This window comes from [Phormidium] sp. LEGE 05292, from assembly GCF_015207735.1.
Classification (GTDB): Bacteria; Cyanobacteriota; Cyanobacteriia; order Cyanobacteriales; family Aerosakkonemataceae; genus Floridanema.
Map to the genome: position 1 here is coordinate 1 of NZ_JADEWG010000094.1, position 25,262 is coordinate 25,262.

24 protein-coding genes and 1 CRISPR repeat array are annotated in these 25,262 nt (G+C 39.6%); of the genes, 15 read left to right on the plus strand and 9 right to left on the minus strand.

What is annotated here, in order from left to right; translation table 11 throughout:
* Window positions 1-384: 384 nt before the first annotated feature.
* A complete protein-coding gene (locus IQ264_RS21900; protein ID WP_193982928.1) occupies window positions 385-543 on the plus strand; it encodes a hypothetical protein in 159 nt (52 codons plus the stop codon).
* Between the two features lie 257 nt (window positions 544-800).
* Here IQ264_RS21900 and IQ264_RS21905 read toward each other — a convergent pair whose 3' ends face one another.
* Window positions 801-1,499: an SEC59/DGK1/VTE5 family protein gene (locus IQ264_RS21905; RefSeq protein WP_322744783.1), complete on the minus strand. Its 699-nt coding sequence runs from the start codon at window positions 1,497-1,499 to the stop codon at window positions 801-803.
* 13 nt (window positions 1,500-1,512) lie between these two features.
* Here IQ264_RS21905 and yidD point away from each other — a divergent pair, with 13 nt between their 5' ends.
* The 4 genes from yidD (at window position 1,513) to IQ264_RS21925 (ending at window position 7,533) form a co-directional block, all read left to right on the plus strand.
* On the plus strand, window positions 1,513-1,761 hold the full coding sequence (yidD, locus tag IQ264_RS21910; protein WP_228061720.1) for a membrane protein insertion efficiency factor YidD: 249 nt from the start codon (window positions 1,513-1,515) through the stop codon (window positions 1,759-1,761).
* A gap of 132 nt (window positions 1,762-1,893) precedes the next feature.
* A complete protein-coding gene (locus tag IQ264_RS21915; protein ID WP_322744784.1) occupies window positions 1,894-2,199 on the plus strand; it encodes an element excision factor XisH family protein in 306 nt (101 codons plus the stop codon).
* Entirely contained in the window at window positions 2,187-2,522 is a 336-nt protein-coding gene (locus tag IQ264_RS21920) for a XisI protein (protein ID WP_193982930.1), read from the plus strand. The genes IQ264_RS21915 and IQ264_RS21920 overlap by 13 nt, the downstream gene beginning before the upstream one ends.
* Window positions 2,523-2,576: 54 nt before the next feature.
* A CRISPR array of direct repeats spans window positions 2,577-6,571; the repeat unit is 37 nt; unit sequence GTTTCAATCCCTGATAGGGATTAATTGAAGTTTAAAC.
* 257 nt (window positions 6,572-6,828) lie between these two features.
* Window positions 6,829-7,533, plus strand: a complete 705-nt coding sequence (locus IQ264_RS21925) for a M15 family metallopeptidase (protein WP_322744785.1) — start codon at window positions 6,829-6,831, stop codon at window positions 7,531-7,533.
* Between the two features lie 229 nt (window positions 7,534-7,762).
* Here the strand turns inward: IQ264_RS21925 and argG are convergent, their stop codons facing one another.
* Window positions 7,763-9,007, minus strand: a complete 1,245-nt coding sequence (gene argG / locus IQ264_RS21930; RefSeq protein ID WP_193982932.1) for an argininosuccinate synthase — start codon at window positions 9,005-9,007, stop codon at window positions 7,763-7,765.
* Window positions 9,008-9,275: 268 nt separating this feature from the next.
* On the opposite strand from argG, the gene IQ264_RS21935 reads away from it, so the two are divergent.
* From IQ264_RS21935 to recG, 6 genes are all read left to right on the plus strand, one after another.
* Window positions 9,276-10,217 carry a glycosyltransferase family 2 protein gene (locus IQ264_RS21935; protein WP_193982933.1) on the plus strand — a complete coding sequence of 314 codons (942 nt, stop codon included), beginning with the start codon at window positions 9,276-9,278 and terminating at the stop codon, window positions 10,215-10,217.
* A gap of 196 nt (window positions 10,218-10,413) precedes the next feature.
* Window positions 10,414-11,010, plus strand: a complete 597-nt coding sequence (locus IQ264_RS21940) for a hypothetical protein (protein ID WP_193982934.1) — start codon at window positions 10,414-10,416, stop codon at window positions 11,008-11,010.
* Window positions 11,011-11,172: 162 nt separating this feature from the next.
* Entirely contained in the window at window positions 11,173-11,970 is a 798-nt protein-coding gene (gene rpsB, locus IQ264_RS21945) for a 30S ribosomal protein S2 (RefSeq protein WP_193982935.1), read from the plus strand.
* Between the two features lie 48 nt (window positions 11,971-12,018).
* Complete coding sequence (gene tsf / locus IQ264_RS21950; protein WP_193982936.1) at window positions 12,019-12,681, plus strand: translation elongation factor Ts; 663 nt, start codon at window positions 12,019-12,021, stop codon at window positions 12,679-12,681.
* 139 nt (window positions 12,682-12,820) lie between these two features.
* Complete coding sequence (locus IQ264_RS21955) at window positions 12,821-13,729, plus strand: hypothetical protein (RefSeq protein WP_193982937.1); 909 nt, start codon at window positions 12,821-12,823, stop codon at window positions 13,727-13,729.
* A 212-nt stretch (window positions 13,730-13,941) separates the two neighbouring features.
* Window positions 13,942-16,425, plus strand: coding sequence for an ATP-dependent DNA helicase RecG (recG, locus tag IQ264_RS21960; RefSeq protein WP_193982938.1), 2,484 nt, complete (start codon window positions 13,942-13,944; stop codon window positions 16,423-16,425).
* Between the two features lie 59 nt (window positions 16,426-16,484).
* Here the strand turns inward: recG and IQ264_RS21965 are convergent, their stop codons facing one another.
* A complete protein-coding gene (locus IQ264_RS21965) occupies window positions 16,485-17,546 on the minus strand; it encodes a trypsin-like serine protease (protein WP_193982939.1) in 1,062 nt (353 codons plus the stop codon).
* Between the two features lie 58 nt (window positions 17,547-17,604).
* Window positions 17,605-17,946 (minus strand): hypothetical protein, encoded by a 342-nt coding sequence (locus IQ264_RS21970; protein WP_193982940.1) that lies wholly within the window; start codon window positions 17,944-17,946, stop codon window positions 17,605-17,607.
* 200 nt (window positions 17,947-18,146) lie between these two features.
* Here IQ264_RS21970 and IQ264_RS21975 point away from each other — a divergent pair, with 200 nt between their 5' ends.
* Window positions 18,147-18,935, plus strand: coding sequence for a peroxiredoxin-like family protein (locus IQ264_RS21975; RefSeq protein ID WP_193982941.1), 789 nt, complete (start codon window positions 18,147-18,149; stop codon window positions 18,933-18,935).
* Here the strand turns inward: IQ264_RS21975 and IQ264_RS33505 are convergent.
* Together IQ264_RS33505 and IQ264_RS21980 are read right to left on the minus strand one after the other, a co-directional pair.
* Window positions 18,916-19,038, minus strand: a complete 123-nt coding sequence (locus IQ264_RS33505) for a hypothetical protein (RefSeq protein ID WP_265583100.1) — start codon at window positions 19,036-19,038, stop codon at window positions 18,916-18,918. The two genes, IQ264_RS21975 and IQ264_RS33505, sit on opposite strands and share 20 nt — an antisense overlap.
* Before the next feature lie 28 nt (window positions 19,039-19,066).
* Entirely contained in the window at window positions 19,067-19,363 is a 297-nt protein-coding gene (locus tag IQ264_RS21980) for a hypothetical protein (RefSeq protein ID WP_193982942.1), read from the minus strand.
* Between the two features lie 203 nt (window positions 19,364-19,566).
* Between IQ264_RS21980 and IQ264_RS21985 the strand changes: the two genes are divergently transcribed.
* The 3 genes from IQ264_RS21985 to IQ264_RS33510 are packed head-to-tail and all read left to right on the plus strand — an operon-like array spanning window position 19,567 to window position 20,340.
* Window positions 19,567-19,896 carry a DUF433 domain-containing protein gene (locus tag IQ264_RS21985; RefSeq protein ID WP_193982943.1) on the plus strand — a complete coding sequence of 110 codons (330 nt, stop codon included), beginning with the start codon at window positions 19,567-19,569 and terminating at the stop codon, window positions 19,894-19,896.
* On the plus strand, window positions 19,880-20,215 hold the full coding sequence (locus IQ264_RS21990; RefSeq protein WP_193982944.1) for a DUF5615 family PIN-like protein: 336 nt from the start codon (window positions 19,880-19,882) through the stop codon (window positions 20,213-20,215). Before IQ264_RS21985 ends, IQ264_RS21990 begins: the two co-directional genes overlap by 17 nt.
* A complete protein-coding gene (locus IQ264_RS33510) occupies window positions 20,212-20,340 on the plus strand; it encodes a hypothetical protein (RefSeq protein WP_265583101.1) in 129 nt (42 codons plus the stop codon). Before IQ264_RS21990 ends, IQ264_RS33510 begins: the two co-directional genes overlap by 4 nt.
* Window positions 20,341-20,562: 222 nt before the next feature.
* Here IQ264_RS33510 and IQ264_RS21995 read toward each other — a convergent pair whose 3' ends face one another.
* From IQ264_RS21995 to IQ264_RS22005, 3 genes are all read right to left on the minus strand, one after another.
* On the minus strand, window positions 20,563-23,136 hold the full coding sequence (locus IQ264_RS21995; protein ID WP_193982945.1) for a pre-peptidase C-terminal domain-containing protein: 2,574 nt from the start codon (window positions 23,134-23,136) through the stop codon (window positions 20,563-20,565).
* A 377-nt stretch (window positions 23,137-23,513) separates the two neighbouring features.
* Entirely contained in the window at window positions 23,514-24,029 is a 516-nt protein-coding gene (locus IQ264_RS22000) for a methyltransferase family protein (protein WP_193982946.1), read from the minus strand.
* 86 nt (window positions 24,030-24,115) lie between these two features.
* Window positions 24,116-25,066, minus strand: coding sequence for an aldo/keto reductase (locus tag IQ264_RS22005; protein WP_193982947.1), 951 nt, complete (start codon window positions 25,064-25,066; stop codon window positions 24,116-24,118).
* Window positions 25,067-25,262: the final 196 nt, after the last annotated feature.

Below are 25,262 nucleotides of genomic sequence, written 5' to 3' on the forward strand. Positions count from 1 at the left end.
GGGGAAAGATGATTTTTCCGTTGTTTGCATTATCTCTCCTTCACAAATCAATTTCTCCGTTGAAAATGAATTAGCCCTGGGGGGATGGGGAGATGGGGGGATGGGAAAAAAAATAATTTTATTACCTCCCTACCTCCCCATCTCCTCAGTCCCCATGAATGAGAAATTCTTGTGCAGTAATAAACAAATAATACAAAATGTATAGATTTAGTAGTTTAACTAAACAATTAGGGGAGTTTAGGACAAAGTATTGCAAACATAATCAAACAAGTGTTGCAAGAACGGTGGAGCGATCGAATTTTATAGATAATAAAATTAGATAGACCAAAAAAGTTTTTGGCTCTCAACTATAAAATTACACCTCATGGTGGGGAGAACAATTTTATGGCGAAGATACCTGAAATGTTTGACCGAGTGACTCAATTCTTCTCGGAAGCCTTAACTAGAATTTTCAGCCCTCCAGAAGATAAAGATTATCCTGAAATTGGTGTTCAACCTTTTGAAGGAGATGCTTACAGGAAAACCTCTAAAGGTTCGGATTAGTAATTGTGCAAAGAAGTAATTACATTGTTAATCGAGGTCAAACACTTAACTTTGTTAGGCTCTGCGATCTGCCTGTGGGAAATTCTGCGATCGCCTAGCCTGCTGCTATCATTCCATTTTTCATTGTCAATTCTTCCTAGAAAACATGGGTGGCGGAATTAATTCCCCACCCAATTTTAATTGAATACTGAAGTGTTCACAACCGACTTAATACTCAGGTTGGTTGTAAACACTTTAGTGTTTCAGTGCTGAAGCACTTACAACGAACTTTGTAATATTTCCATTAATAAAAAGCTCAAAGCGGCACTACCAACGGGAACGGTTAAATTATCTACACCTAATTTTGAGAAAGCTTCTAAAGCAGTAGCGACTAAAGCAACAGCTATTGAAACTACGTAAATTTGCCAGATGTTTCCTTGCACAGCTAATAAAATTAAACTAGTGACTACGAAACTTACTACAGTCATAGTTAACGAACCTTCCCAACTTTTTTGGATACCGCCAATTTTGTAGGGATGTTTACCATATTTTTGTCCGATTAAAGCTGCTAGTCCATCGCCCCAAGTCATGACTAAAATACCAATAGCGGCGTATTGGGGTTGTTGGATCTGCCAAAACCAAGCTACTAGAATACCAATACTTAAAGCATAAAAGAATGTGCCCAAACTTTTGCGTCCGACACTATTAATACCGGGAAGGATGGGAAATTTATAAGATAAAAGAGTGATAGTACTCGCTAAAATAGAAGCAGCAATTCCTACCCAAGCGGGGATTTCTAACCACCAGGCGAGAAGAATTACTTGTCCAGTTCCGATGTGAACGACTTTGCGAATTTTTTCGGGGTCTGTGGTGGTGTAACGGTGCAATAATTCAGCAGTAAGGACGATCGCACCCACCCAAACAGCTGCGATCGCAATCTTAAACCACAAACTAGATATGAACGAAATATTTAACACAGTTGTTAATTTAATGAAAATTTTACTGATTTGGCTAATTCGTGGCTATCAGATGTTCATTTCCCCCTTGTTTCCACCTTCCTGCCGTTATCAGCCGACTTGTTCTAAGTATGCCATGCAAGCGATCGAACGTTTCGGCCCTTGGCGCGGAAGTTGGATGGGTATCCGTCGCATTTTGCGCTGTCACCCTTTCCATCCCGGAGGTTACGATCCTGTTCCCGAAGTTGATGCTTGTTCTTGTCACCACAAAGTAGAAGAGTAGAGAGGTTCCAGGGACTTTAGTACATGGCAAAGGATATCTACCACGATAAAGTAAAAACTGCTTTAGAAAAGGATAAATTGGACAATAACTGACGAATTTTTTAGGCTTTCAATAGGCTCTCGTTCAGTTTATATTGATTTAGGTGCAGAAAAAGTTATAGCTGCTGAAAAAGAAGGCCATAAAATTGCTGTTGAAATTAAAAGCTTTTTAAGTCCCTCACCAGTCCAAGATTTAGAAAATGCTTTAGGACAGTATATTTTGTATCGAGATGGTTTGCAGCGATCGCAACCAGAACGTATCCTGTATTTAGCCATTACAGAATCAGTTTATCTCGATTTCTTTCAAGAGGAAATTGCCAAAATGGTAGTAGAAAATAACTACCTTAAGTTAGTTATTTTCGATCCAGAAACAGAGGAGATTGTCCAATGGATAGAGTAGAAGAATATCGCCATATTATTGAACGTATTCTAGAAGCCCATCATCGCATTCCTTACAGTCATGGAGAAATTGAAAGTAAATTAATTATCGATCGCGATCGTAATAACTTTATGATCGTAGTAGTGGGTTGGGACGGCAAACGTAGAGTTCATGGTTGTGTTGTTCACGTCGAAATCATTAACGATAAAATTTGGATTCAAAGAGATGGAATTGAAGACGGCATTACTGATGAACTTGTTGCCGCTGGTATTCCAAAAGATAAAATTGTTTTGGCTTTTCATGCGCCTAATGTACGACAATATACTGGATATGCTATAGCTTAACCTCTAGTCAATCTATAAGTATCTTTGAATATCAACAACAGGTAAAAGCTAGTCGTTTCAATCCCTGATAGGGATTAATTGAAGTTTAAACCCCAGCCGGAGATATAGCCTACGGGCAAACAGATGTTTCAATCCCTGATAGGGATTAATTGAAGTTTAAACTTGCGCCCGTCCAGTTGGGCATCCCCGATTGAATTTCACTGTTTCAATCCCTGATAGGGATTAATTGAAGTTTAAACAACGAGAAGCCCACCTGTATGTTTGAGAAATGGTGGGGGTTTCAATCCCTGATAGGGATTAATTGAAGTTTAAACTTCTGGAAACAACCGCGACAATCCGTTTGTCGGTTTCAATCCCTGATAGGGATTAATTGAAGTTTAAACGTGCGATCGATCAATTGCTCCTCGCGCCCAGCCAGGTTTCAATCCCTGATAGGGATTAATTGAAGTTTAAACATTTGGATGCTTTCATAAAAATAATCGCAACCAGTTTCCGTTTCAATCCCTGATAGGGATTAATTGAAGTTTAAACGTTTGATTCAAAAGAATTGATTACTAAAAAGTTTGTTTCAATCCCTGATAGGGATTAATTGAAGTTTAAACGAAAAACTTCTCTAGTCGGCACGATGGCACGATCGCTTATGTTTCAATCCCTGATAGGGATTAATTGAAGTTTAAACTACCCAATTACCTTTGATTATTAATGCTCTTGGTGTTTCAATCCCTGATAGGGATTAATTGAAGTTTAAACTCGAAGTTTGGGTTAGATTCAAACCAGATAATCAGTTTCAATCCCTGATAGGGATTAATTGAAGTTTAAACTTAATCCAGTACCTCAAACCATTGGTTGAAATAGTTTCAATCCCTGATAGGGATTAATTGAAGTTTAAACTGTTCATAATGCACTAATGTTGAGTGAAGACATTGTGCAGTTTCAATCCCTGATAGGGATTAATTGAAGTTTAAACCCGTTAAAGTTTATTCTGTTAATTAAAAATGGGAATAAAATTGTTTCAATCCCTGATAGGGATTAATTGAAGTTTAAACCTTATGCAACCATTGAGAAATCCTAACAATATTGTTTCAATCCCTGATAGGGATTAATTGAAGTTTAAACTGGAATTATTGCCTGTGAAGGGACGGGCAAAGCCAGTTTCAATCCCTGATAGGGATTAATTGAAGTTTAAACGATACAATCTTGATAGACTGTGCGTACTGCTCCCGTTTCAATCCCTGATAGGGATTAATTGAAGTTTAAACCGGGGTGATTTTTGATAGAGGCCCTTGGTTTCCAGAAGTTTCAATCCCTGATAGGGATTAATTGAAGTTTAAACGGAGTGAGACACCACCATATTTTAAGGATGGGAGACAAGTTTCAATCCCTGATAGGGATTAATTGAAGTTTAAACAGCAAAGTCTTTTTATGAGTCAGTACCAATTGATAGTTTCAATCCCTGATAGGGATTAATTGAAGTTTAAACTTTTAGAAAATACAGTTACTCAGGCCACGAAGGATTTGTTTCAATCCCTGATAGGGATTAATTGAAGTTTAAACTATATTTGTTCTATTTCTTGCAGTGTTAGATACTTTGGGTTAGTTTCAATCCCTGATAGGGATTAATTGAAGTTTAAACTTGTTGTGTTTCCTTGTTGGTTGAAGCTGGAGTAGTTGTTTCAATCCCTGATAGGGATTAATTGAAGTTTAAACCGTTTTTAATGTTTTCTATTGCCTCTTCTGTAGCAGTAGCAAGTTTCAATCCCTGATAGGGATTAATTGAAGTTTAAACAAACATCAATACCGACTGCCCTAAACATTTCCTTGAGTGAGTTTCAATCCCTGATAGGGATTAATTGAAGTTTAAACTTTGGCACATATCCTGGATTATATGCCATTGGTGTTTCAATCCCTGATAGGGATTAATTGAAGTTTAAACGAGAGGAACTAAAACCCACTGGCAGTTATATCGAGGTATACGCGTTTCAATCCCTGATAGGGATTAATTGAAGTTTAAACACTTTGCCTGGGATATCGGGGTTGTTTTTTCATATCCAGCCTGTTTCAATCCCTGATAGGGATTAATTGAAGTTTAAACTAGTTAGCTTGTCTTTTGTCAAGCGGTCTAGTCATATTGTCTAGTTTCAATCCCTGATAGGGATTAATTGAAGTTTAAACCAGCTTCTAGTACCGCTTCTACTAAATTCTCGGTGAAATTCTCGTTTCAATCCCTGATAGGGATTAATTGAAGTTTAAACCAAAATTTTGGGTTACAAATAATCAGCGTCCTTCCGTTTCAATCCCTGATAGGGATTAATTGAAGTTTAAACCAAACAAAATCAATCTTGCTAAACCACTTGATAACGTTTCAATCCCTGATAGGGATTAATTGAAGTTTAAACTTTATAGAGGCTCAAAGCTGGAGGAAAATGTATGGCGTTTCAATCCCTGATAGGGATTAATTGAAGTTTAAACCCCGTAGTTCTTTGGGGAATTAAAGAATTAATCAGCATTCGTTTCAATCCCTGATAGGGATTAATTGAAGTTTAAACGAGATATTTGCAAAGGGATTGGCGGCGGCTGCTGCCATTTTAGTTTCAATCCCTGATAGGGATTAATTGAAGTTTAAACTACATTTTCCGAACCACGATTATCGACGGCGGTAAACTATGTTTCAATCCCTGATAGGGATTAATTGAAGTTTAAACGAAGTGCAAAAACTCGTTGCACTTTTGGTGTGGTTGTTACGTTTCAATCCCTGATAGGGATTAATTGAAGTTTAAACAACTCGAAAAACATCATCCGCACACAAGTAATAATGTTTCAATCCCTGATAGGGATTAATTGAAGTTTAAACACTTCTGCATTGAATCCAATGGGAGGTTGGTAAATGTTTCAATCCCTGATAGGGATTAATTGAAGTTTAAACGTGAGTGGTCAAGTTATTATAAAAATTATAAGTATCGTTTCAATCCCTGATAGGGATTAATTGAAGTTTAAACTAATGCTCTATTTCGTCGAAGAATTCATCCAAAAAAACAATGTTTCAATCCCTGATAGGGATTAATTGAAGTTTAAACTTTCATTTCTAGCCAGTAATTTTTTAATGTCTTCACGTTTCAATCCCTGATAGGGATTAATTGAAGTTTAAACTTTAAACTTTTCCTCTTGTTCTGCAATTATTAAATGCTCGTTTCAATCCCTGATAGGGATTAATTGAAGTTTAAACTGGTTGGTCGGACTCGCCAAGGGCACAGAGAATTTATGGTTTCAATCCCTGATAGGGATTAATTGAAGTTTAAACAATTAATGTAGGTGAAGTAGTTTGTAAAAGGGCGCAAGTTGGTTTCAATCCCTGATAGGGATTAATTGAAGTTTAAACAAGGTTTCCCTGCGGCGCTTCCTTCTCCTGCGTCCAGTCAGCGTTTCAATCCCTGATAGGGATTAATTGAAGTTTAAACTTAAGTCAGGGGGAGGTAGTTTTACTTCCCACTTTGGTGTTTCAATCCCTGATAGGGATTAATTGAAGTTTAAACGTTGCCAGAGGTGTTTCCAGTAGCGGATTTTGTTTGTTTCAATCCCTGATAGGGATTAATTGAAGTTTAAACCCGTCTGGCACAGTGAGTGTTTTATTATTTGTTAAATATGTCGTTTCAATCCCTGATAGGGATTAATTGAAGTTTAAACTCCTTGTCCCGGTCATCTTCAATTGGCAACGGTTCCGTTTCAATCCCTGATAGGGATTAATTGAAGTTTAAACTCCAATTGCAGCAACGACAGCGACAAGCTTTGCGTTTCAATCCCTGATAGGGATTAATTGAAGTTTAAACCGCTCGGCACTGGTTCGATATCTTCCTCAAAAAATAGAAAGTTTCAATCCCTGATAGGGATTAATTGAAGTTTAAACAAGGCTGAGGATAAATATCGACAATGGCGCAACTGTTTCAATCCCTGATAGGGATTAATTGAAGTTTAAACCGTTACCAAGCTAAAGCTTTTTTCTCAATTTGAATTGCAGGTTTCAATCCCTGATAGGGATTAATTGAAGTTTAAACTGCGGCACTCCCAAACCCTGATGATATTTAATTTTCAAGGTACATTTGCGCGGACAAGAATAAATTTATCATTTCAGCCTACAGCCTGTAAATCCCTGTTCAACGCATTTTACTCAAAACCCTTACACCACAAGCATTACAAACTTTGCGCGGATAACATTTGCCCCATAAAAACCCCAAACTCTTGTACATTAAGCATTTGAGGCACAAACAAACAACACTCGCCAAAAACACCCACCCATTCGCGCAACATGACAATCAAACCCTACCAAAAAATCCGCATTTTAGAATGTGGCGAACCCCTCGCACCCATTCCCCTAGAACAGTTCGCTGCCCAAACACCCCACGCTTACGAAAAACTCCGCGCCCCCTACGGCAAACTTTCACCCTATTATCTCCGGGAAACCGTCCTGGAAAACCTCATCCAAGCCCAAAACCAACTACAGCTAACCCATCCTAACTGGCGAATTTTGATATTTGACGCTTACCGACCAGTAGCAGTGCAACAATTTATGGTTGATTATAGCTTTGCTGAATTAGTTAGCGATCGACAACTAAACCTTGAAGAATTAAGCGAAACCGAAATTGCAGAACTTTGGCAACAAGTATATCAATTTTGGGCAGCACCAAGCCTCGACCCAGCTACACCACCACCCCACAGCACGGGCGCTGCGATCGATGTTACCTTAGTTGATGAAAATGGCAATATAGTTAACATGGGTTCCGCCATTGATGAAATTTCCTCTGTTTCTTTTCCTGATTATTTTGCTCATAGTAACGATTTCCCAGAAAAACAATACCATGCTCATCGACAATTGTTGTTTGAGGTAATGCGAAGCGCCAACTTCCTACGACATCCTAACGAATGGTGGCACTTTTCTTACGGCGATCAAATGTGGGCTTGGTTATCCCAACAACAAAATCCTAAAGAAAGATTTACAGCCCAATACGGCAGAATTTGAAAAGGGACTGGGTGAAAGGGGACTGGGGATTGGGAATTGGGAAAGTTTTGTTAGCGTAGCGGTGCGTAGCACGTTTTGAGTTAGGAAGACAGTTTGACCAGAACTTATAAATTTACCAGCTTTCATGATTAATCCTGATTGTCATGTAAATCCATAAATCCCGATCTTGTTGTGAGTTAATGAACTTCTCCTAGTTTCTTTTTTCCCTTGTTCCCAATCCGCAACTTTTCTATTCAGACAATTTCACTTGTCCACTTGTTGCTAAAACTCTTGCACTGACACCAAAGACGCGCAACAAACCTTCGGAATCAGCATGATTATAGCTACCCACACCTTCCATTGAAGCGTTTTCTTCGGAATATAAAGAATGTGCCACATCAGTCGCCGCCAAAAAGGAAATTGTTCCTTTATAAATTGCTACTTTAATTGTTCCTGTTGCTAACTCTGCGGTACATTTAATCGCCTGAAGCGCCATCTTAGTTGCTAAATCAAACCAATAACCTTGATAAATTTGTTTGGCTATTAATAGAGATAACTGATCGTAAAACTCACGGGCGCGACGATCCAAAATTAATTGCAATAAATAAGCATAACAAGTGCCTAATAACTCTACCCCTGGACTTTCATAAACTCCCCGTGATTTAATTCCCACAAAACGGTTTTCTACTAAGTGAGTGCCAATTCCCAAACCATACTTTCCACCGAGCGCATTTGTTTGCAAAAATGCTTCCACCAAACCTACAGAATTCCCATTAATTGCTACAGGAATACCATTTTCAAATCTGACAGTAAATTCTATTGTTTCATCAGGTGCATCAACCGGATAACAACCCATAATTGGCTTGACAAAATGTGCCGGAGTTGTTAACTCTTCCAACATTCCCGACTCATGAGTTAACCCTAACAAATTCGCATCGGTTGAATAAGGCTTATCTTTAGTAGCAGAAACAGCAAGTCCCTTTTCCTGACAAAAATCAATCATCTCGCTACGTCCAGGAAAACGGGCTAAAAATTCCTCATCGCGCCAAGGAGCATAAACTTCAAATTCAGGAGCTAACATATTAGTAATTAATTGAAAGCGTACTTGGTCATTTCCTCTACCTGTAGCGCCATGACTAAAAATAGTTAAACTCCGTTTTTTCATCTCTAAAATCATCGCTTTGGCTAATACACAACGAGCGATTCCAGTTGTATTCCAATAGCGTCCTTCATAACAAGCTTGTGCTTGAATTATATCTACACCTACTTGTGCGATCGCATCTCTTGCAGGTAATAATACAAAATCTACCGCCCCAGCTTGCAACATTCTCTGGCGAACTGCTTCAATATCTTCTTCGTCAGGTTGTCCTAAGTCAGCTGTAAAACAGACAACATTTACCCCGATATCAGTTAGCCAACGAGTAATTGTACAACTATCTAATCCACCCGATCCGGCAAATGCAATTGTTTTCCCGATCAAATCCTGTGCTTTCATCGCCAATTTTCCTTTAAAGTAGCTGCTAATAAAACCAAAAACCTAAAAAGACAAACTCTTATTATCTACTAATAGCGATCGATATCTGTCCCCCAGAACACAGTTTTTGACCAGGATTTATGGATTTACATGATAAACAGGATTAATCAAGAAATCTGGTAAATCTGCAAATCCTGGTCAAAAACTTTCCCAGTCCCCCACATTGACACTAAGCCGATCGCCAAGTAACATAAACCCTTGACCAACTAAGCCAAGAGCTATCTTACAGGTGTTTTTCAGCGTTGTCATTCCCACTTATAATCGTCAACCGATTCTGGAAAAATGCCTTAAAGCTTTAGAGAAGCAGCATTTGACCCCAAACAGCCCGATTACTGGTTACGAAGTGGTCTTAGTCGATGATGGTTCTACAGATAATACCCTGTCTTGGTTGGCATCCCACGCTGCCCAACTACCTCATGTCAGATTATTGCAGCAAAGTCACCAAGGGCCAGCCGCTGCCCGGAATTTGGGTGTAGAAAATGCGATCGGTGACACAATTATATTTATTGATAGCGATTTAGTAGTAACAGAAAATTTCCTGCAAGCCCATGCAGATGCTTTAGTAGCAGGGTATCAGAAAATCGGGAGCGATCGCCTTTTTACCTACGGTCGAGTAATTAACACCTGCAATTTCGAGCATCCCACCGCTGAACCTTATAAAATTACCGATTTTTCGGCAGCATATTTTGCTACCGGAAACGTAGCAATTTCACGGCATTGGTTAGAAAAAGCCGGATTATTCGACACCCAATTTCAACTTTATGGTTGGGAAGACTTAGAACTAGGAGTTCGCTTAAAAAAGCTAGATTTAAAACTAATTAAATGCCCCGCCGCAGTTGGCTACCATTGGCATCCGCCCTTTGCATTAAACCAAATTTCCAGCTTGATTGAAAAAGAAATTCAACGCGGACGCATGGGAGTTTTGTTTTATCAAAAACATCCCAGTTGGGAAGTAAAAATGATGATTCAAATGACTTGGATACACCGTTTACTTTGGGGAATTTTATCTTTAGGCGGTCGCCTAAACGAACGCACCTTAGCCCCATTATTACAAACATTAATCAACCAAGGTAAACCACAACTTGCTCTAGAAATTGCCAGAATTTTTCTCAATTGGTACAACGTCAAAGCAGTTTATCAAGCATCAATTGCCAATAATTTTAGATTTTAAATTTTAGATTTTAAATTTTCTAAAATTCAAAATTGCAAATTGCAAATCGTTTAGCCTTTTCCTTTGATCCCACCCTAGCAAAGATATGGTATGTTATTAAGGCTAATTTTACACGCCGACTAGGTGTGAAACCAGTTTTTCAGGAAGTAACTACTTCCCCAAAGACAGCAATTCACTATTAAATGTGAGATGTAATATGTTTAATCGGGCAAAGTTTTTAGGATTGATTTCAGGACTAGCTGTTGTAGTAGCTGCTTGTTCTAATGGTACCCAAAGTGCTACAAATACTACCCCACCTGCTGATACAGCTACCAATGTCAGCACTACTGCACCTGCGGGACAAAAGCTGACAACTCCACCTACCAACATTAGCAGCTTGGGTGTGAAAGCTGTCAAGGAAATTAAATTTCAGACACCTCCTCCCACCGTTTTAAATGGTTTTTTTGATACGGTTAATAACGCGGTGACGCTAAAACATAACGTCAGCAAAAATGGCACAATTACATTAGCAGGTTGGGCAGTCGTCCCAGAAAAAACTAAAGCAGCTGAAAAGGTGATAATTACCTTACCAGATACTAATCAAGTTGTGGCGATCGCTAATGTAAATATAGCTAGACCTGATGTAGTTAAAGCACTCAAAAGTGAAGCCTACAAAAACTCTGGCTGGACTACTACCATTAAAGGCAACAGTTTACCTACAGGTAGAGTAGTCTTAACAGCTTGGGCTTACGACCCTGCCACCAAGACAGCAACGCAGCTAAAAAATACCCATGAACTTACAGTTTCCCCATAATGGGAAACTTTTTCCCAGATCTTTGCCAAATTGTGTTATTCTAGGAATCGCTGTCTAAAATCACACCAAACCACACATCTGAGGTTTCGGGTGTTTCTGTGACATAAAGCGATCGGAAATGCCCTCAGATGGAGGATTAACCCGAAAGGAGTTTAAATAATTATGCCCGTTGTCTCTTTGGCTCAAATGATGGAGTCTGGTGTTCACTTTGGTCACCAAACTCGCCGTTGGAATCCGAAAATGTCCCCTTACATTTACACATCTCGTAATGGGGTACATATTATTGATTTAGTGCAAACTGCTCAGTTGATGGAGGAAGCTTACACCTTCATGCGAACTGCGGCAGAACAAGGGAAAAAATTCTTGTTTATTGGTACCAAGCGCCAAGCAGCTGGGATTATTGCCCAAGAAGCTTCTCGTTGTGGTGCTTACTATGTTAACCAACGTTGGTTAGGCGGAATGCTGACCAACTGGACAACAATTAAAACCAGAGTTGAACGTCTCAAAGATTTAGAAAGACGGCAAGAAAGCGGCGCACTGGATTTGTTGCCGAAAAAAGAAGCTGCCGTTTTGCGTCGGGAAATGGAAAAGCTGCAAAAATATTTGGGCGGCATTAAATTAATGCGAAAAATTCCCGATGTGGTTGTAATTGTGGATCAGAAACGGGAATATAACGCCGTTCAGGAATGCCAGAAATTAGGATTAACGATCGTTTCCTTGTTAGATACTAATTGCGATCCAGATGTAGTTGATATTCCGATTCCAGCCAACGATGACGCAATTCGATCGATTAAGCTCATTATAGGTAAGTTGGCAGATGCGATTTACGAAGGTCGTCACGGTCAACTAGATGTAGCTGAAGAAGAAGATTACGAAGATTACGAAGGTGCGGAAGACGATCTGGAATACGATGAAAGTGATTTCGTAGATTCCGACGAAGACGAAGATACTGAGGAATAATCACGTTGAACCCGTAAAAACTAGATTTAGGTAAGGGCAAGAGACAAGATGGCGGAAATATCTGCAAAACTGGTTCAAGAACTGCGCCAAAAAACGGGTGCAGGAATGATGGATTGCAAAAAAGCACTCCAAGAAAATGAAGGTGATATTGCCAAAGCTATGGACTGGCTGCGGCAAAAAGGGATACTGAAAGCTGGCAGAATTGAAACCAAAGCCGCTACAGATGGATTGGTAGGTAGCTACATTCATACTGGTGGCAGAGTGGGTGTTTTGGTGGAAGTGAACTGCCAAACTGACTTTGTTGCCCGTACTGAAGGTTTCAAAAGCTTAGTGCAGAATATTGCTATGCAAATCGCTGCTTACCCTAACGTCGAGTATGTTAAGGTGAGCGATATCCCAGCTGAGATTGTGGAAAAAGAAAAAGCGATCGAAATGGGACGCGAAGATTTGGGCAATAAGCCAGCTAACGTGAAAGAAAAGATTGTCCAAGGGCGGATTGAGAAACGCCTGAAAGAGATGACATTGTTGGATCAAGCTTACATTAAAGATCAAAATATCTCGGTGGAAGAGTTGATTAAACAAAATGTTGCTCAGTTGGGAGAAAATATTCAAGTTCGTCGCTTTGTGCGCTTTGTACTCGGTGAAGGACTGGAAAAACAAGAAAGTAACTTTGCTGAAGAAGTTGCAGCACAAATTGGAAGTAAAGAATAACCATTTCGATCCTCCTAAATCCCCCTTGATAAGGGGGATTTTGAATCTATTGTTAATACTTTCGTAGATTCTCAGCATTGCGGTAATCTAAATTTAACACCGCAATGCTTTGTATATTTATTAAACTTCCAGTAAGATTATGGCTAGAGCAATTGAGCGAATTGAACGGGAAATTGGGGTATTAGAACAGACGATCGCAGAACTCGCAGGAGAATTTTACAATATTTACAGCCGTTATTTGACTGCGTTAGGTCAAGGAATTCGGCAACAGCTGATCGTGGCAACCTATCATTTATGCACGCAGAGTTACCCAGAAGAATTTCTCAGTTTGTCTTTTAATAAACGGCAAAAGTTGCAACAAGCAATCAAGCAATTGGCAGATCGTACCGCACAAGAGTTAATTGTTCAAGTTAACTCACCGATGCAGGAAAAATCTCGTTTACTGTCAATAAATCAACTGGAAATTAGCGACCTTCAGGAATTACTTGAGGAAAGTATTGCCGAAATAGAAGAACAGGAAAGCGATGAAGAAAACTCTGTTTCTGAGTCTGATTCTGGAGAGAGTAATGCGGAACAGACAACGGAAAAACCAAATACTCAAATTACCAACCCAGAAGCTTTATTGCAATGGCAGGAAAGATTAGAAACTGCGATCGCCAAAAGTTTACAAAAGCTTTCTCGTGACAGTAACTTAAGGTTACAACAAGCAGGTTTATTACCCAAAAAACTCCCCGAACCAGTATTAGAAGCAGCTGCTAAAGTGGAAGCAGCGGCGGAAACAATGCCTGGGCCACCAAATTTATTAAACTTAGTAATTGAGACAGAAAGCGATCGAGAATCCCAAGATTCCACCGTTACACATTTAATTGCTATTCATCTCCGTTTGTCAGAAATCGAATTTCCTGACTCCACTCTGACAACTATACGTCAGCAAATTAGAAACCTCTCAGTCAGACTGCATACAACCCGTCGAGAATATCAGAAAAAACACAGAGAAAAAGCCATTGCAGAAGCCGAATTAGCTTGGCGTGCCAGTTGGTTTGATTAATAATTGTCATTGCTCATTTATCATGGCAATGTTGGTGCATCGTTGCCTATCCCTGTCTCTGCGGGTCATTTGTTAAACTATAAATGTAAAATCTCAAATCCCCAAATTATTCATTAGTCATTTATCATAGCAATACCCCTGTTTCTGTAGTGATTTGTTAAACTATAAATCTAAAATCTAAAATCCAAAAGCCAAAATCGGAAAGTTGGTTTATGATTAATCCTCAACCTGATTGGGTGCGATGGCAAAAAGCCTTAGAAGTAGAAGAAAAAAGTGGTTTTGTTGACTTAATAGGCAATCAATACCGCTTTAGTGAGTTTCTTTGCTTAACTTTTGGCAAACCTCCAAAACTGTTAAATTCCGAGTGGCGCAAAAACTGGCAAGAAATGGCAAGTAGATTTGCGAAATATTCCAACCTGCCAATTAGCGAACGAGAAAATTTAGTTAAATTAGCAAAGATATTTCTCCAAGCTTCTGAGGAAGAATGCCAAAAAACTTGGCAACAAAGAAGCAAAATTAATGAAGAACCAGAAGACAAAGAAATATTAAAAGAATTACCAACTACCAATTACCAACTACCAACTACCGCACCCGAAATTTCCTTAGAACAACCTTTAAGAGAAGTCCCAAAATTAGGAATTACCAGAAGTAAACATTTAGCCAAATTAGGACTTTATACAGTCCGGGACTTACTATTTTATTATCCTCGCGATCATATTGATTATTCCCAAAGAGTTGATATTTCGCAATTAGAAGCTGGCGAAACAGTAACTATTGTCGCCGCTATTAAACGCTGTGAATGTTTTACCAGTCCAAAGAATAAAAAATTAACTATTTTAGAAATTGTCTTACAAGACCGTTACGGTAAAATGCGGTTGAGTAGATTTTTTGCAGGTAATCAATATACTAATCGGGGTTGGCAAGAATCAATAAAAAAACGCTATCCTGTGGGAGGAATAATTGCGGCATCTGGTTTAGTTAAAGAAACTAAATATGGTTTAACTTTACAAGATCCCGAAATGGAAATGTTAGCTAGTCCAGGAGATAATATTGAATCAATTAATATTGGTAGAGTTGTGCCAATTTATCCGTTAACTGAGGGAGTACCCGCCGACGTAGTGCGACAAGCAGTGATGACGGTGTTACCTGCAACCGCCAAAATTGAAGACCCTTTGGTGCGGGGGTTGCGCGATCGCTACGGATTAATTAAACTACCAGAAGCCATTAATAACATTCATTTTCCCACAGATACTACTGCCAAAGAAGCAGCCAGAAGGCGTTTAGTTTTCGATGAATTCTTTTACTTACAATTAGGATTTCTCAAACGTCGTCAAACATTACGCCAAACTCAAGCCGCAGCAATTTTAGCCCCCACAGGTAAACTAATCGAACAATTCTATCACGTATTACCCTTCAAATTAACAGGCGCACAACAAAGAGTAATCAACGATATTCTCAACGATTTACAAAAACCTACACCAATGAATCGGTTAGTTCAAGGAGACGTAGGTGCAGGTAAAACAGTAGTAGCAGTAGTCGCCATTCTCGCCGCCATTCAAGCAGGTTATCAAGCCGCATTAATGGCACCTACAGAAGTATTAGCCGAACAACATTATCGTAAATTAGTTAGTTGGTTTAACCTCTTACATTTACCCGTAGAATTGCTCACAGGTTCCACTAAAACCGCCAAACGTCGAGAAATTCATGCCCAATTAGAAACCGGAGAATTACCTTTATTAGTCGGAACTCACGCCTTAATTCAAGATAAAGTTAACTTTCATAGTTTAGGTTTAGTAGTGATTGATGAACAACATCGTTTCGGCGTTCATCAACGCGCCAAATTACAACAAAAAGGCGCACAACCTCACGTATTAACCATGACTGCAACCCCAATTCCCCGCACCTTAGCCTTAACTTTACATGGGGATTTAGATGTTAGTCAAATCGATGAATTACCACCAGGAAGACAAGCAATTAATACAGTAGCTTTAGCAGGCAGAGACCGCAATCAAGCTTACGATTTAATCCGCAGAGAACTTGTCCAAGGCAGACAAGTTTATGTTGTTTTACCTTTAGTTGAAGAGTCAGAAAAATTAGATGTTCGGGCAGCAACAGTAGAATATGAAAAATTACAAGAAAGCGTATTTCCTGAATTTAAAGTTGGCTTGCTTCATGGTCGCATGACTTCAGCAGAAAAAGATGAAGCAATCAACGATTTCCGAGACAATAAAACCCAAATCTTAGTAGCTACAACAGTAATTGAAGTAGGCGTAGATGTACCAAACGCCACAGTAATGTTAATCGAAAATGCCGAACGTTTTGGCTTATCTCAATTACACCAATTACGAGGTAGAGTTGGTCGGGGTACTCATAAATCTCACTGTTTATTAATGAGTAGTAGCACCACCGCCGATTCCCGGCAACGTTTAAGTGTGTTAGAACAATCTCAAGATGGCTTTTTTATCTCAGAAATGGATCTGCGTTTTCGGGGCCCCGGTCAAGTTTTAGGCACGAAACAATCGGGTTTACCAGACTTTGCCTTAGCCAGTTTAGTCGAAGATCAAGAAGTGTTAAATTTGGCGCGAGATGCGGCAGAATTAGTGATGTTGCAAGACCAACATTTACAAAACTCGTTATTAAAAGCTGAGTTAGAATACCGCTACCAAAAATTAATGGGCGGCACAATTTTAACTTGATCGTGACTTACGTATCCAAGTGGAAAAACTCTTATTTGATAGTGCAATACTCATACTTTTTATTTTAGCTTCTTCTTTAACCGCGAACTAACTGCAAGGGCAGCGAAAGTAAACAAAGCAAATATAGTATTAGGCTCAGGAACTCTAGAAGTAGGAGTTATTTTGCCAGCCAAAACATCATCTATATAACTAGCGTAAGTTGATACGCGAGTATCACCGCTAAACTCTCCGAAACTAGAGTTTCCTATATTATCAACATCAGGAGGACTGACACATTCAAAGTTAATGGGATTGACGAAGCATTGACCATACGATGTTATTCCGGCAATTAGCCCATTAATAAATGTTGGCCCTCCCGAATCACCAGGGGCTGTACTAACTTCTGACAAACCTAACCCTAAATTAGGAATACCAACAAATCCAAAGGCATCATTTTCTGGTAATCCATTGTCAAAATCGTATAGCAAGATTGCGCTGGGAAGTACGCCAGGATCTAAATTTTCTCCTAAAAACTCGTATACATTTTGACCCGAACGTTTGACTCCAAAAGGGAAATTACCTGGGTTATAACCCTGATTACCTTGTCCAGATAAACCGTATCCAACCTTAGTGCTGACCTGACCGATTTCATCAGTGTTTCGGTAAATGTCATACCGTTGGGCTGCTTCAGGTGCTGCTGATACGAGTTCCAATATGGCAACATCGCCACCAAAAGAGTCGAAATCAGCAAAACCGTCCCAGTCTGGGTAGATAAAAATGTTGGCAATATTTATACCAAACTTACCTGTTGGCAGATCGAAAAATGCTGTAGCCGCATTTGTGATATTAAAGCCAAAATCGTCAGTGAGACAGTGGGCAGCGGTGAGAATGTGTCGCCCTGAAGATAGCAGCGAACCCGAACAATCAAAACCTCCCAAACTTTTTTGTAAAAATAAACTTACAACACCGTCAAATCCATTACCGGGACTAACTATGTAGTCATTCGGATCGCCTGAGACTACATAAGCTTGTGCGCGATCGCCAATTTCAAGAGTTGCGAATAGCCCTGCAAAAATTATTACCCCAGAGGTAATAGTAGATTTTAGCGATCTCAAAGGGCCGTGGAAAAGAGGAAATTGCATTTTCTAATCTCCTGGATTTGCATAAATCGCTTTTTATTTTTGGTGTGCTGAATGCAGTTTATAACCCAAATACTGTAGAAATTTGCGGCAAAATTTCCTCACAAGCTTCTTGAAAATTATGAGCTTTAGGTGCTTCTTTGACGATTCCTCGTAATCTTTGGAGTGCTGAAAAAGCTATACTCCGATGTTCTTCAATTCCAGCATTTTTTGCGGCTTCTACTAAAACTTTAATTTGGCTTAAAGCTTCTGCTTCACTTTCGGTTGGTAAATTTTCATCAGCTTCAATTCTCCTTTGCAGTTGCTCTAATAATTCTCTAATTCCTTCTTGTTCTGGTGGAGGTGATGCAGGTAATTCATTAATTAAATCTTTCACTGTATCCCTAATTGTATCTGGGTTCATTTGTTTTTTTCCGGCTATTTGTCTAAAGCTGGATTAGGTACGTTGTTGCGCTGTCTTCGCGCTTAGCGTAACAACGTACCTATTTCTAGCAATTTGAGTTAATCAAATCAAAATTGTTGGTTTTGTCGCATCTATCCATTGGCTAGATGTGAACTGCTATTCTTTCATTGAATAAAGTAGAATTAATTTTTTGGTAGCTGATGAGTACATATAGCATTTTGAGCCAAACTGAACGCCAACGAGTGAGTGATGGAGCAGTTGTATCTATCTTGAGTGGTTGCGAGTCTTCATCTCGAAAATTGGTGTTAATATTGCCACAATTGGGAGATTTTGACAGCTTCGAGTATGCTTGGTGGTGGCGACGAGATGCCGATCGACTTCAAGCACAAGGAGTAGCAATCCGAGCAGTGGGAATTGGCGATCGCACTTCCGGTCAAAAATTCTGTAGTTTTACCGGATTTCCAGCAGATTGTTTGTTTGTAGATCCTACGGCTCAACTGCACCAAACACTTAATCTATATTCAGGTTTATCCTTCAAATTACCTGGTTTATCATCTGGTGCGAATGCTTGGCTCAACCTAATGTTAATGTGTGCTGGAATTGGTAGTCCTGGCACTTTAGCAGAAGTGTTTCGCGGATATAAAGGCGACGCAAAAGCACCTCAATTAATTGGCGATGAAGAAATTATCAAGGCTCCCCCTCTACCCGCGATGAAAGGTTCATTCTTCAAATTGGCAGGTGGTAAAGGTTTTCAGCGTCCATTTGAGTTAGCAACTTTGCGATTGCGAAATATGGGAGAAGTGCTTAGTAACTGGAAAACTTACGTTCCTAATCCTGCCTATCTCACTCAACGAGGCGCAACTTTCCTTTTTGATGAGCAGGGGGAATTACTTTATGAACATCGCGATCGCGCTATCCTTGGCTTTGCTGCTGATATGAGTAATCCGCTATCTTTTCTCACAGGTTTTGTTAGGAATAAAAAAGAATAAATAGCCGATTTGTGTAGAGGAGAAATGGCGATATGCAAGAGAGCACGCTACGCGATCGCATTTTGATTAAATGGTAAGTGCGATCGCTATCGCTATTTGTCATTGCTGCTCCAATAAATAATACTCGCATCTCAAACATAAGCGGCGATTTCTTTGTAATAAGATTCATCAACATCTACTGGCAATTCAAACGCTTGATTGTTGTAGACTTTTGAAACTAATTTAGATATTTTCAGAGCGATCATTTGGTAAAATTTGAAAGTTTCTGAAAAATGCCTGTCACCATTGGTAACTTGAATTTCTTGGTTAGCAACTAGATGTGAGTCAACTGTCATCGTAAATTTGTGTTCCTCTGTACCAATTAAAACTAGCACATCAAAAGTTCCTGTTTCTTTTCTTGGTTCAATTGAAAGCACTTTTACGTTCATTATTAACTCCGAAAAACTGTTTGAGTAGTGCAGTATTTTAGAAAGTCATCTTTTGTCATTTTATAACTTGTACCATCTCAAGGGTCGCGAATCAGAACATATCCTGCCTCATCCAGACCATCAACGAGTACCGTATGTCCTAATCCTGCGCTAACTTCCATGATAAAATAAAGTTTATTGGCGAAGAAAGCAAGCAACAAGTTATGTCCATACAGCCAGTAATTGCAGAGTATATTGAAATAAGTCCAGGGGTGTGTGGTGGTAAACCGCGCATTGCTGGTACGAGAATTCCTGTAGCAGCGATCGCTAGAATGTATTTAGAGATGGGAGAATCTTTAGAAAATATTGCTAAAGATTACGATCTGTCTTTAGCATCAGTTCATTCAGCAATGGCTTATTATTACGAACATCGTGAAGATATCGATCGTCATACAGCAGAAAGTGAGGCATTGGTTGAAGAATTAAGGCGAAATAGTTCACCATCAAAATTGCAGTTAAAGTTAAAGGAAATTAGAGGTGAGCGATCGCATTAAATATCACTTGGACGAACAAGTAAAAAAAGCGATCGCTTTTGAATTACGCCGCTGTGGGATTGATGTGACAACAACAGTTGAAGTGGGCTTGCGTACCCAAAGTGATGAGGTACAATTAGCTTTTGCTCAAAATGAAGGGCGTGTAATTTTTACTCACGATCAAGATTTCCTGATTATAGCGAGTCAAAATAGCAATCACTGTGGCATTGCATACTGTAAGCAAGGAACTCGCTCGATAGGGCAGATTATTGAAAGTTTGGTTCTAATGTATGAAGTTTATACGGCTGAAGAAATGATTGGGCGTGTGGAGTTTTTGTGAGAAAAATTAAAAGCGATCGCATTTTGATTAAATGGGAAATGCGATTGATCGCTTTTGAAGATTGCAAACAAAAATCTTGGATCTGTTGCCATCACCCAGCGAGGAATCAATTCCCCGCCTCATAGCTAAACTCGGACAAATCCGACTGAATACATATTTTATTCAGTCCACTTCAGTGGAGTTTCGCTATTAGCCTGGGGTTTGAACCCCAGGTGGGATAGAAGCGTAAGTGCAAGATTTGTGTAGAGGAAAAATGGCGATCGGACATCACGGGTAGGAAGGGTGATAATACCTTGTTTCTGCACTAGAAGTGCGCTACTTTAAGTGCGCTACTCTTTTAGCCACCATCAAGCTACATTAAATCCCATGTCCTTGAAAGCGGCAATAGTATATTTTAAATCGTTTGACGAATAGCTTTCATTAGTTTCAGCGCTCATCAGGTCATAGCGAAGTTTAGAGTCATTCTCACGAAAATGTTCCCAGCCCGATCCTGCGCCGTTAAAATTCGGCATGAGAGGAACATTTCCTCCATATAGAGTTTTTGCATTAGAACCTGTGAAGTAATAGCTACTTCCAATCTTTGTTGTGTTACGCCAATAATCTGATGAATTGATTTGCCCAAACCCCATCGCATGAGCTAACTCGTGCATGATAACTTTCTTTTGCTGAGCATACGACAGGTTAAAAAAGCTTTTAGTCAAATCCATCTCGGCATAACCATTTTGTGCATAACTAGAGCCTGCATACCCAGAAAGGTTGGACTCATATATTCGCACTTGGAATCCATCTTTCACAGGACTACCTATAGGCCCGCTTTTGATAATTGACTCCCATGTATTGACAGCATCATTGATGACATTTTGTGCGCTGCTGCGAAGATTGCTATCAAATACGGGCTTTATATCAAACACCTTCTCCCAGGAAAGGTTTAAATACGCATCGCCACCCGCTTCATACTGGTGAAAGTGTAAGTCATACCGACCAGCAGGCAATGTATAGGTTATTTCTTTTTGGGGACCGTAAGCTTGATCCCAACTATTTTGAGGAGTGATGTAGTACGTCTGACGGGTAGCCTGATTCGTAGCAAGAATTTGGAATCCATCATCACCCATCACTCGGAACTTATACGGACTGCCATCAAAATCAGCCCAGGTGTAAGCTCGGATAGCGAAATAGTCATGAGGTAGACGATTTCCATCTCCGTTAGGCGCACCATTTCCCCAATTAACATTGATGCCTTTCTTCCCATCACTGCGGGTGTTAGATCCCAAATTAATTACACCGATGGCCTTGGAATTGTTGATATCACTTGGCCAGAAATCTATTGGTGGGGCGCTACCTTGACTACCATCCCATGAGTAGACAGTAGCTTTCCACTCCTGCGATTCATTCACTGAATCTTGGAATTTAGTGGCAGGGGTAATGTTAAAGTTTATAGCTGCACCGCCACCCCGTTCATAGTACTCAACTGCAACTGGGAAATTACCTCCATTCGAGTAGAAATACCCAGAATTAGTTGTATATGGTTGATCGACCCATCGATTAACTACCGTCTGATTACCGATACGCACGCGGATGCCATCATCAGCTTGAGTTGTAATCTTGTACAAACCTGGAGCAAGATAACGCTGGGTCGTCATCTTAGCAGAGAAATTGTCTGAGGGAGTATTAGTAGGAGAACCATTGCCCCAGTTGCGAGAGAAAGCTTGGCTGCCGTCTCCCAAGTCCTCAACAAAAGTGGGATTACCTGTTAAGTTAATATTGTTAAAATATTCAGCCCTCCATCGGTTCGCAGTGATTTGAGATTGTGCGCTTAGACTTAGATTGTAATTGGTGTTGCCGCTACCCCAAGGATAAACTCTTACATAATAATCACCAGCATTAAGAGTCCGAGTGATAGATTCTGCTGTGATGCCGCCCAAGGCAGAAGTCTGAATCTGGTTCCCATTGCTGTCAAGTAGCTGCACATCTGCATCTGCGCTCAATCCGTTAAGGGTCAGACTGAAGTTACTGTTGTTACTCAGACTGAAGCGGTAGTAATCGTTTGTATCGCTGGTGCCAACAAAGTCACTAAAATTTTGCGTGCCATTCAGAGTTCCAATGTTGCGGGCAGCACTCAAACTGTTATCTTGCTCTATGAGAATGGCTTTTCCGTCTAATGTAATAACCGCTGTATCATCCTCAACTTTTAACTTTAAAAGTTCATCAGTACTTATCGCCTTACCTTCCACAACTCTGGCAAAAATATCTCCTTCATCACCCGCCGCATCGGAAACATTAATCTTCGAGTCAATAAAATGCCCCGTTTCTTCCAGCAACACACTCGTAATCGCACCAGGATTACCTACATTTTGTTCAACAAACTCTTTGGCTAAATAAATCGTATTCGTTACACTAGCAAAAGCACCATTCGCCCCATTAATCGCCGCAGATGGCACAATTTCAATTGCTGGTAGCTGACTGAAATTACCTTTAGCAAACTCTTGAACTAAATTACTAAATACCTCTGCATTCCAATCATTACCGAAAGCGAGATTCATCTTGGCATTGAAATCTGCATCTTTCGCCAGACCTTTTAAATTATTTTGAGCAAATTGTAGCGCCTGCTCTAAGATTCGATGATTACTGTTTGATAAAACTTCACCTGTTAACTCATCTACTGATGATTTATTTGTCTTTAAACTATCAGATTCTTGTCCTAATGGCGATGCACAAAGCCGCGTAAAACTTGAATTATCGCTCAATAATACAGTTTTTGTATCTATTACCTCTTGACTAATTTCTCCTAATATGTGGGGGGAAGATAGCTGTTTATTTAGCAGTTTTGGCGAAAATTCATCTGTTGGTTGAAGATGCAAACCTGAATTAGTAAATGGTGAAAAAGATTGTGGAAAGCTATTAGTTGAATCTGAATCAAACATAAAAAATTTCCTGTTCGGAGCGTTTGATTACACAATAGCTTCAGAGCAGTAGGTTTTGATAAGAGTAATTTTGCGGAAATAGAAATTTATCGTATTTCTGAATAAACACCAATATTTTTGCAAATTATTTGCGTAATTACTTGTAAATTAAGTAAAACTACCAAAATTTAATTACAAAAAGTCTACTTTTATCAGAGTAGGAGAAAAGATATAAAGCAACTTACTTTTACGAAAGTTACTTTTTCAGGACTTACACAAGTGTCACATTTGAATCGAATTGTAGGGTGCGTCAGACATTAAATTTGATTGAAAGAATCAGGGTTTTAGTGTAGTAGAGCACCCTACTGATTGTGCCAGTTGCGTAAGTCCTATTTTTATCAATACAACCAAGGAATCAACTTCTTCACTCTTTGCCGATATTCAGTGTATTCGGGAAATTTATCACTTAACCAAGCTTCTTCTTTACTTGCCTTCGCATTCAAGACAATAAATATAATTAAAACTCCCAATAAGTGAGTTAAACTTATTTGAAAAATTGCCCAGCTAAGTGTTAAAAACAACAACCCGCTATACAGAGGATGACGCACTAAACTATAAATACCTGTTTGCACTAATTCCCCATCTTCTTTGGGATAAGGTAAAGGCGTTAACTGTTTTCCTAAATCTATTAAACCTTTGCCTATAAAAATTAAGGCAATTAATCCTAAAAAAGCTGCTACGCCCCAAGTGAAATACAATAAATTAGATGAGTTAATTTCTAACCAAGTTGGGCGGTAAACGGGTATAAAAGGAAAAAGTATAATTAGCAAAGCTTGAATAAAAAACCAATATTCACCTTTATTGCCAGTTCGTAAACCTTCTAGAGAAAAGCCCCAGTCTGATAAAAGTTTCATAGTTTAGGTAGTTGGTAGTTAATAATTGGTAGTAGGGAAGAAGCGAATTTTGCATAGATTACTTCCCTACATGAATACATTAATTATTATCCTAACCAAGGGCGACTTGCTTGTTCTAATGCTGCGACTTCTTCTTGAGTCATTTGCCAATTTAAAGCGCCTGCGTTTTGTTTAGCTTGTTCGGCAGTTTTGGCACCGGGAATGGGAATTACGTTGCCTTGGGCGATTAACCAATTTAGGGCGACTTGGGCGGGTGTGCGATCGTACTTATTCCCAATCTCCCGCATTAAACTAATTAAAGGAGAAATCTTTTCTAAACCACTTTTACTAAAACGAGAATCAGTTTTTCTCGCCCCAGTTGGTTGGTTATTATTCTCAGGAACATACTTCCCAGTTAACAAACCTTGCGCTAAAGGACTATATGCCAAAATCGTCACGCCTAATTCCTTAGCAGTGGAAATAATCCCTTTAGTTTCTACTTTGCGGGAAAGTAACGAGTAGCGCACTTGATTGACAGCCAAAGGTACACCAAAATCAGCTAAATATTGATAAGCTTGGCGCATTTCTTCAGCCGAATAATTGCTGACTCCTATTGCTTTGATTCTGCCTCTTCTGTATTCTTCTGCTAAAGCTTGCATCAAACTTTGTTGGCTAAGAAAAAACGTAAAAGGCCAGTGAACTTGATACAGTTCTACGGATTCCAGCTGCAAACGTCTTAAACTAGCTGTTAAAGCGTCGGAAACTGAAGCGCCAGTAAATCGCCAAGGAAAAGGGCCGAATTTTGTGGCTATTTGCACAGGTTTATCAGTTTCTTTGATGAATTCTCCCAGCAATTCTTCCGAAACTCCCATGCCGTAAACTTCCGCAGTATCGAAAAAGTTTACCCCAGCATCTACGGAAGCATGAAAGGCTTCCCGTAACTGTTCGGAACCGTAATCTTTACCGTAGCTCCAAAACAGTTTATCACCCCAAGCCCAAGTTCCTACACATAAGGGTGTGACTGCGGGGCCATTTTGTCCTAAAGTGATGGTTTGCACGGCTGTTTTCCTTTGCTTTACATTTCTTCATACTCTTTTAGTGTATCGTCGGGGAAGGCAGGGGAGGTGGGGAGATGGGCAGGGCTAATTCATGGTCATCAAATAAAATTAACCGGATGGGGGGACAAGGGGACAAGGAGACAAGGGGACAAGGGGAAAGATGATTTTTCCGTTGTTTGCATTATCTCCTGTCTCT

Coding starts and splice junctions, on each gene's coding strand:
- IQ264_RS21975 (WP_193982941.1), top strand. CDS start 18,147: ATGAGTACATATAGCATTTTGAGCCAAACTGAACGCCAACGAGTGAGT.
- IQ264_RS21900 (WP_193982928.1), top strand. CDS start 385: ATGGCGAAGATACCTGAAATGTTTGACCGAGTGACTCAATTCTTCTCG.
- yidD (WP_228061720.1), top strand. CDS start 1,513: ATGAAAATTTTACTGATTTGGCTAATTCGTGGCTATCAGATGTTCATT.
- IQ264_RS21965 (WP_193982939.1), bottom strand. CDS start 17,546: ATGCAATTTCCTCTTTTCCACGGCCCTTTGAGATCGCTAAAATCTACT.
- IQ264_RS33505 (WP_265583100.1), bottom strand. CDS start 19,038: ATGACAAATAGCGATAGCGATCGCACTTACCATTTAATCAAAATGCGA.
- IQ264_RS21970 (WP_193982940.1), bottom strand. CDS start 17,946: ATGAACCCAGATACAATTAGGGATACAGTGAAAGATTTAATTAATGAA.
- IQ264_RS21940 (WP_193982934.1), top strand. CDS start 10,414: ATGTTTAATCGGGCAAAGTTTTTAGGATTGATTTCAGGACTAGCTGTT.
- recG (WP_193982938.1), top strand. CDS start 13,942: ATGATTAATCCTCAACCTGATTGGGTGCGATGGCAAAAAGCCTTAGAA.
- argG (WP_193982932.1), bottom strand. CDS start 9,007: ATGAAAGCACAGGATTTGATCGGGAAAACAATTGCATTTGCCGGATCG.
- IQ264_RS21955 (WP_193982937.1), top strand. CDS start 12,821: ATGGCTAGAGCAATTGAGCGAATTGAACGGGAAATTGGGGTATTAGAA.
- IQ264_RS21980 (WP_193982942.1), bottom strand. CDS start 19,363: ATGAACGTAAAAGTGCTTTCAATTGAACCAAGAAAAGAAACAGGAACT.
- IQ264_RS21920 (WP_193982930.1), top strand. CDS start 2,187: ATGGATAGAGTAGAAGAATATCGCCATATTATTGAACGTATTCTAGAA.
- IQ264_RS22000 (WP_193982946.1), bottom strand. CDS start 24,029: ATGAAACTTTTATCAGACTGGGGCTTTTCTCTAGAAGGTTTACGAACT.
- tsf (WP_193982936.1), top strand. CDS start 12,019: ATGGCGGAAATATCTGCAAAACTGGTTCAAGAACTGCGCCAAAAAACG.
- IQ264_RS21995 (WP_193982945.1), bottom strand. CDS start 23,136: ATGTTTGATTCAGATTCAACTAATAGCTTTCCACAATCTTTTTCACCA.
- rpsB (WP_193982935.1), top strand. CDS start 11,173: ATGCCCGTTGTCTCTTTGGCTCAAATGATGGAGTCTGGTGTTCACTTT.
- IQ264_RS21985 (WP_193982943.1), top strand. CDS start 19,567: ATGTCCATACAGCCAGTAATTGCAGAGTATATTGAAATAAGTCCAGGG.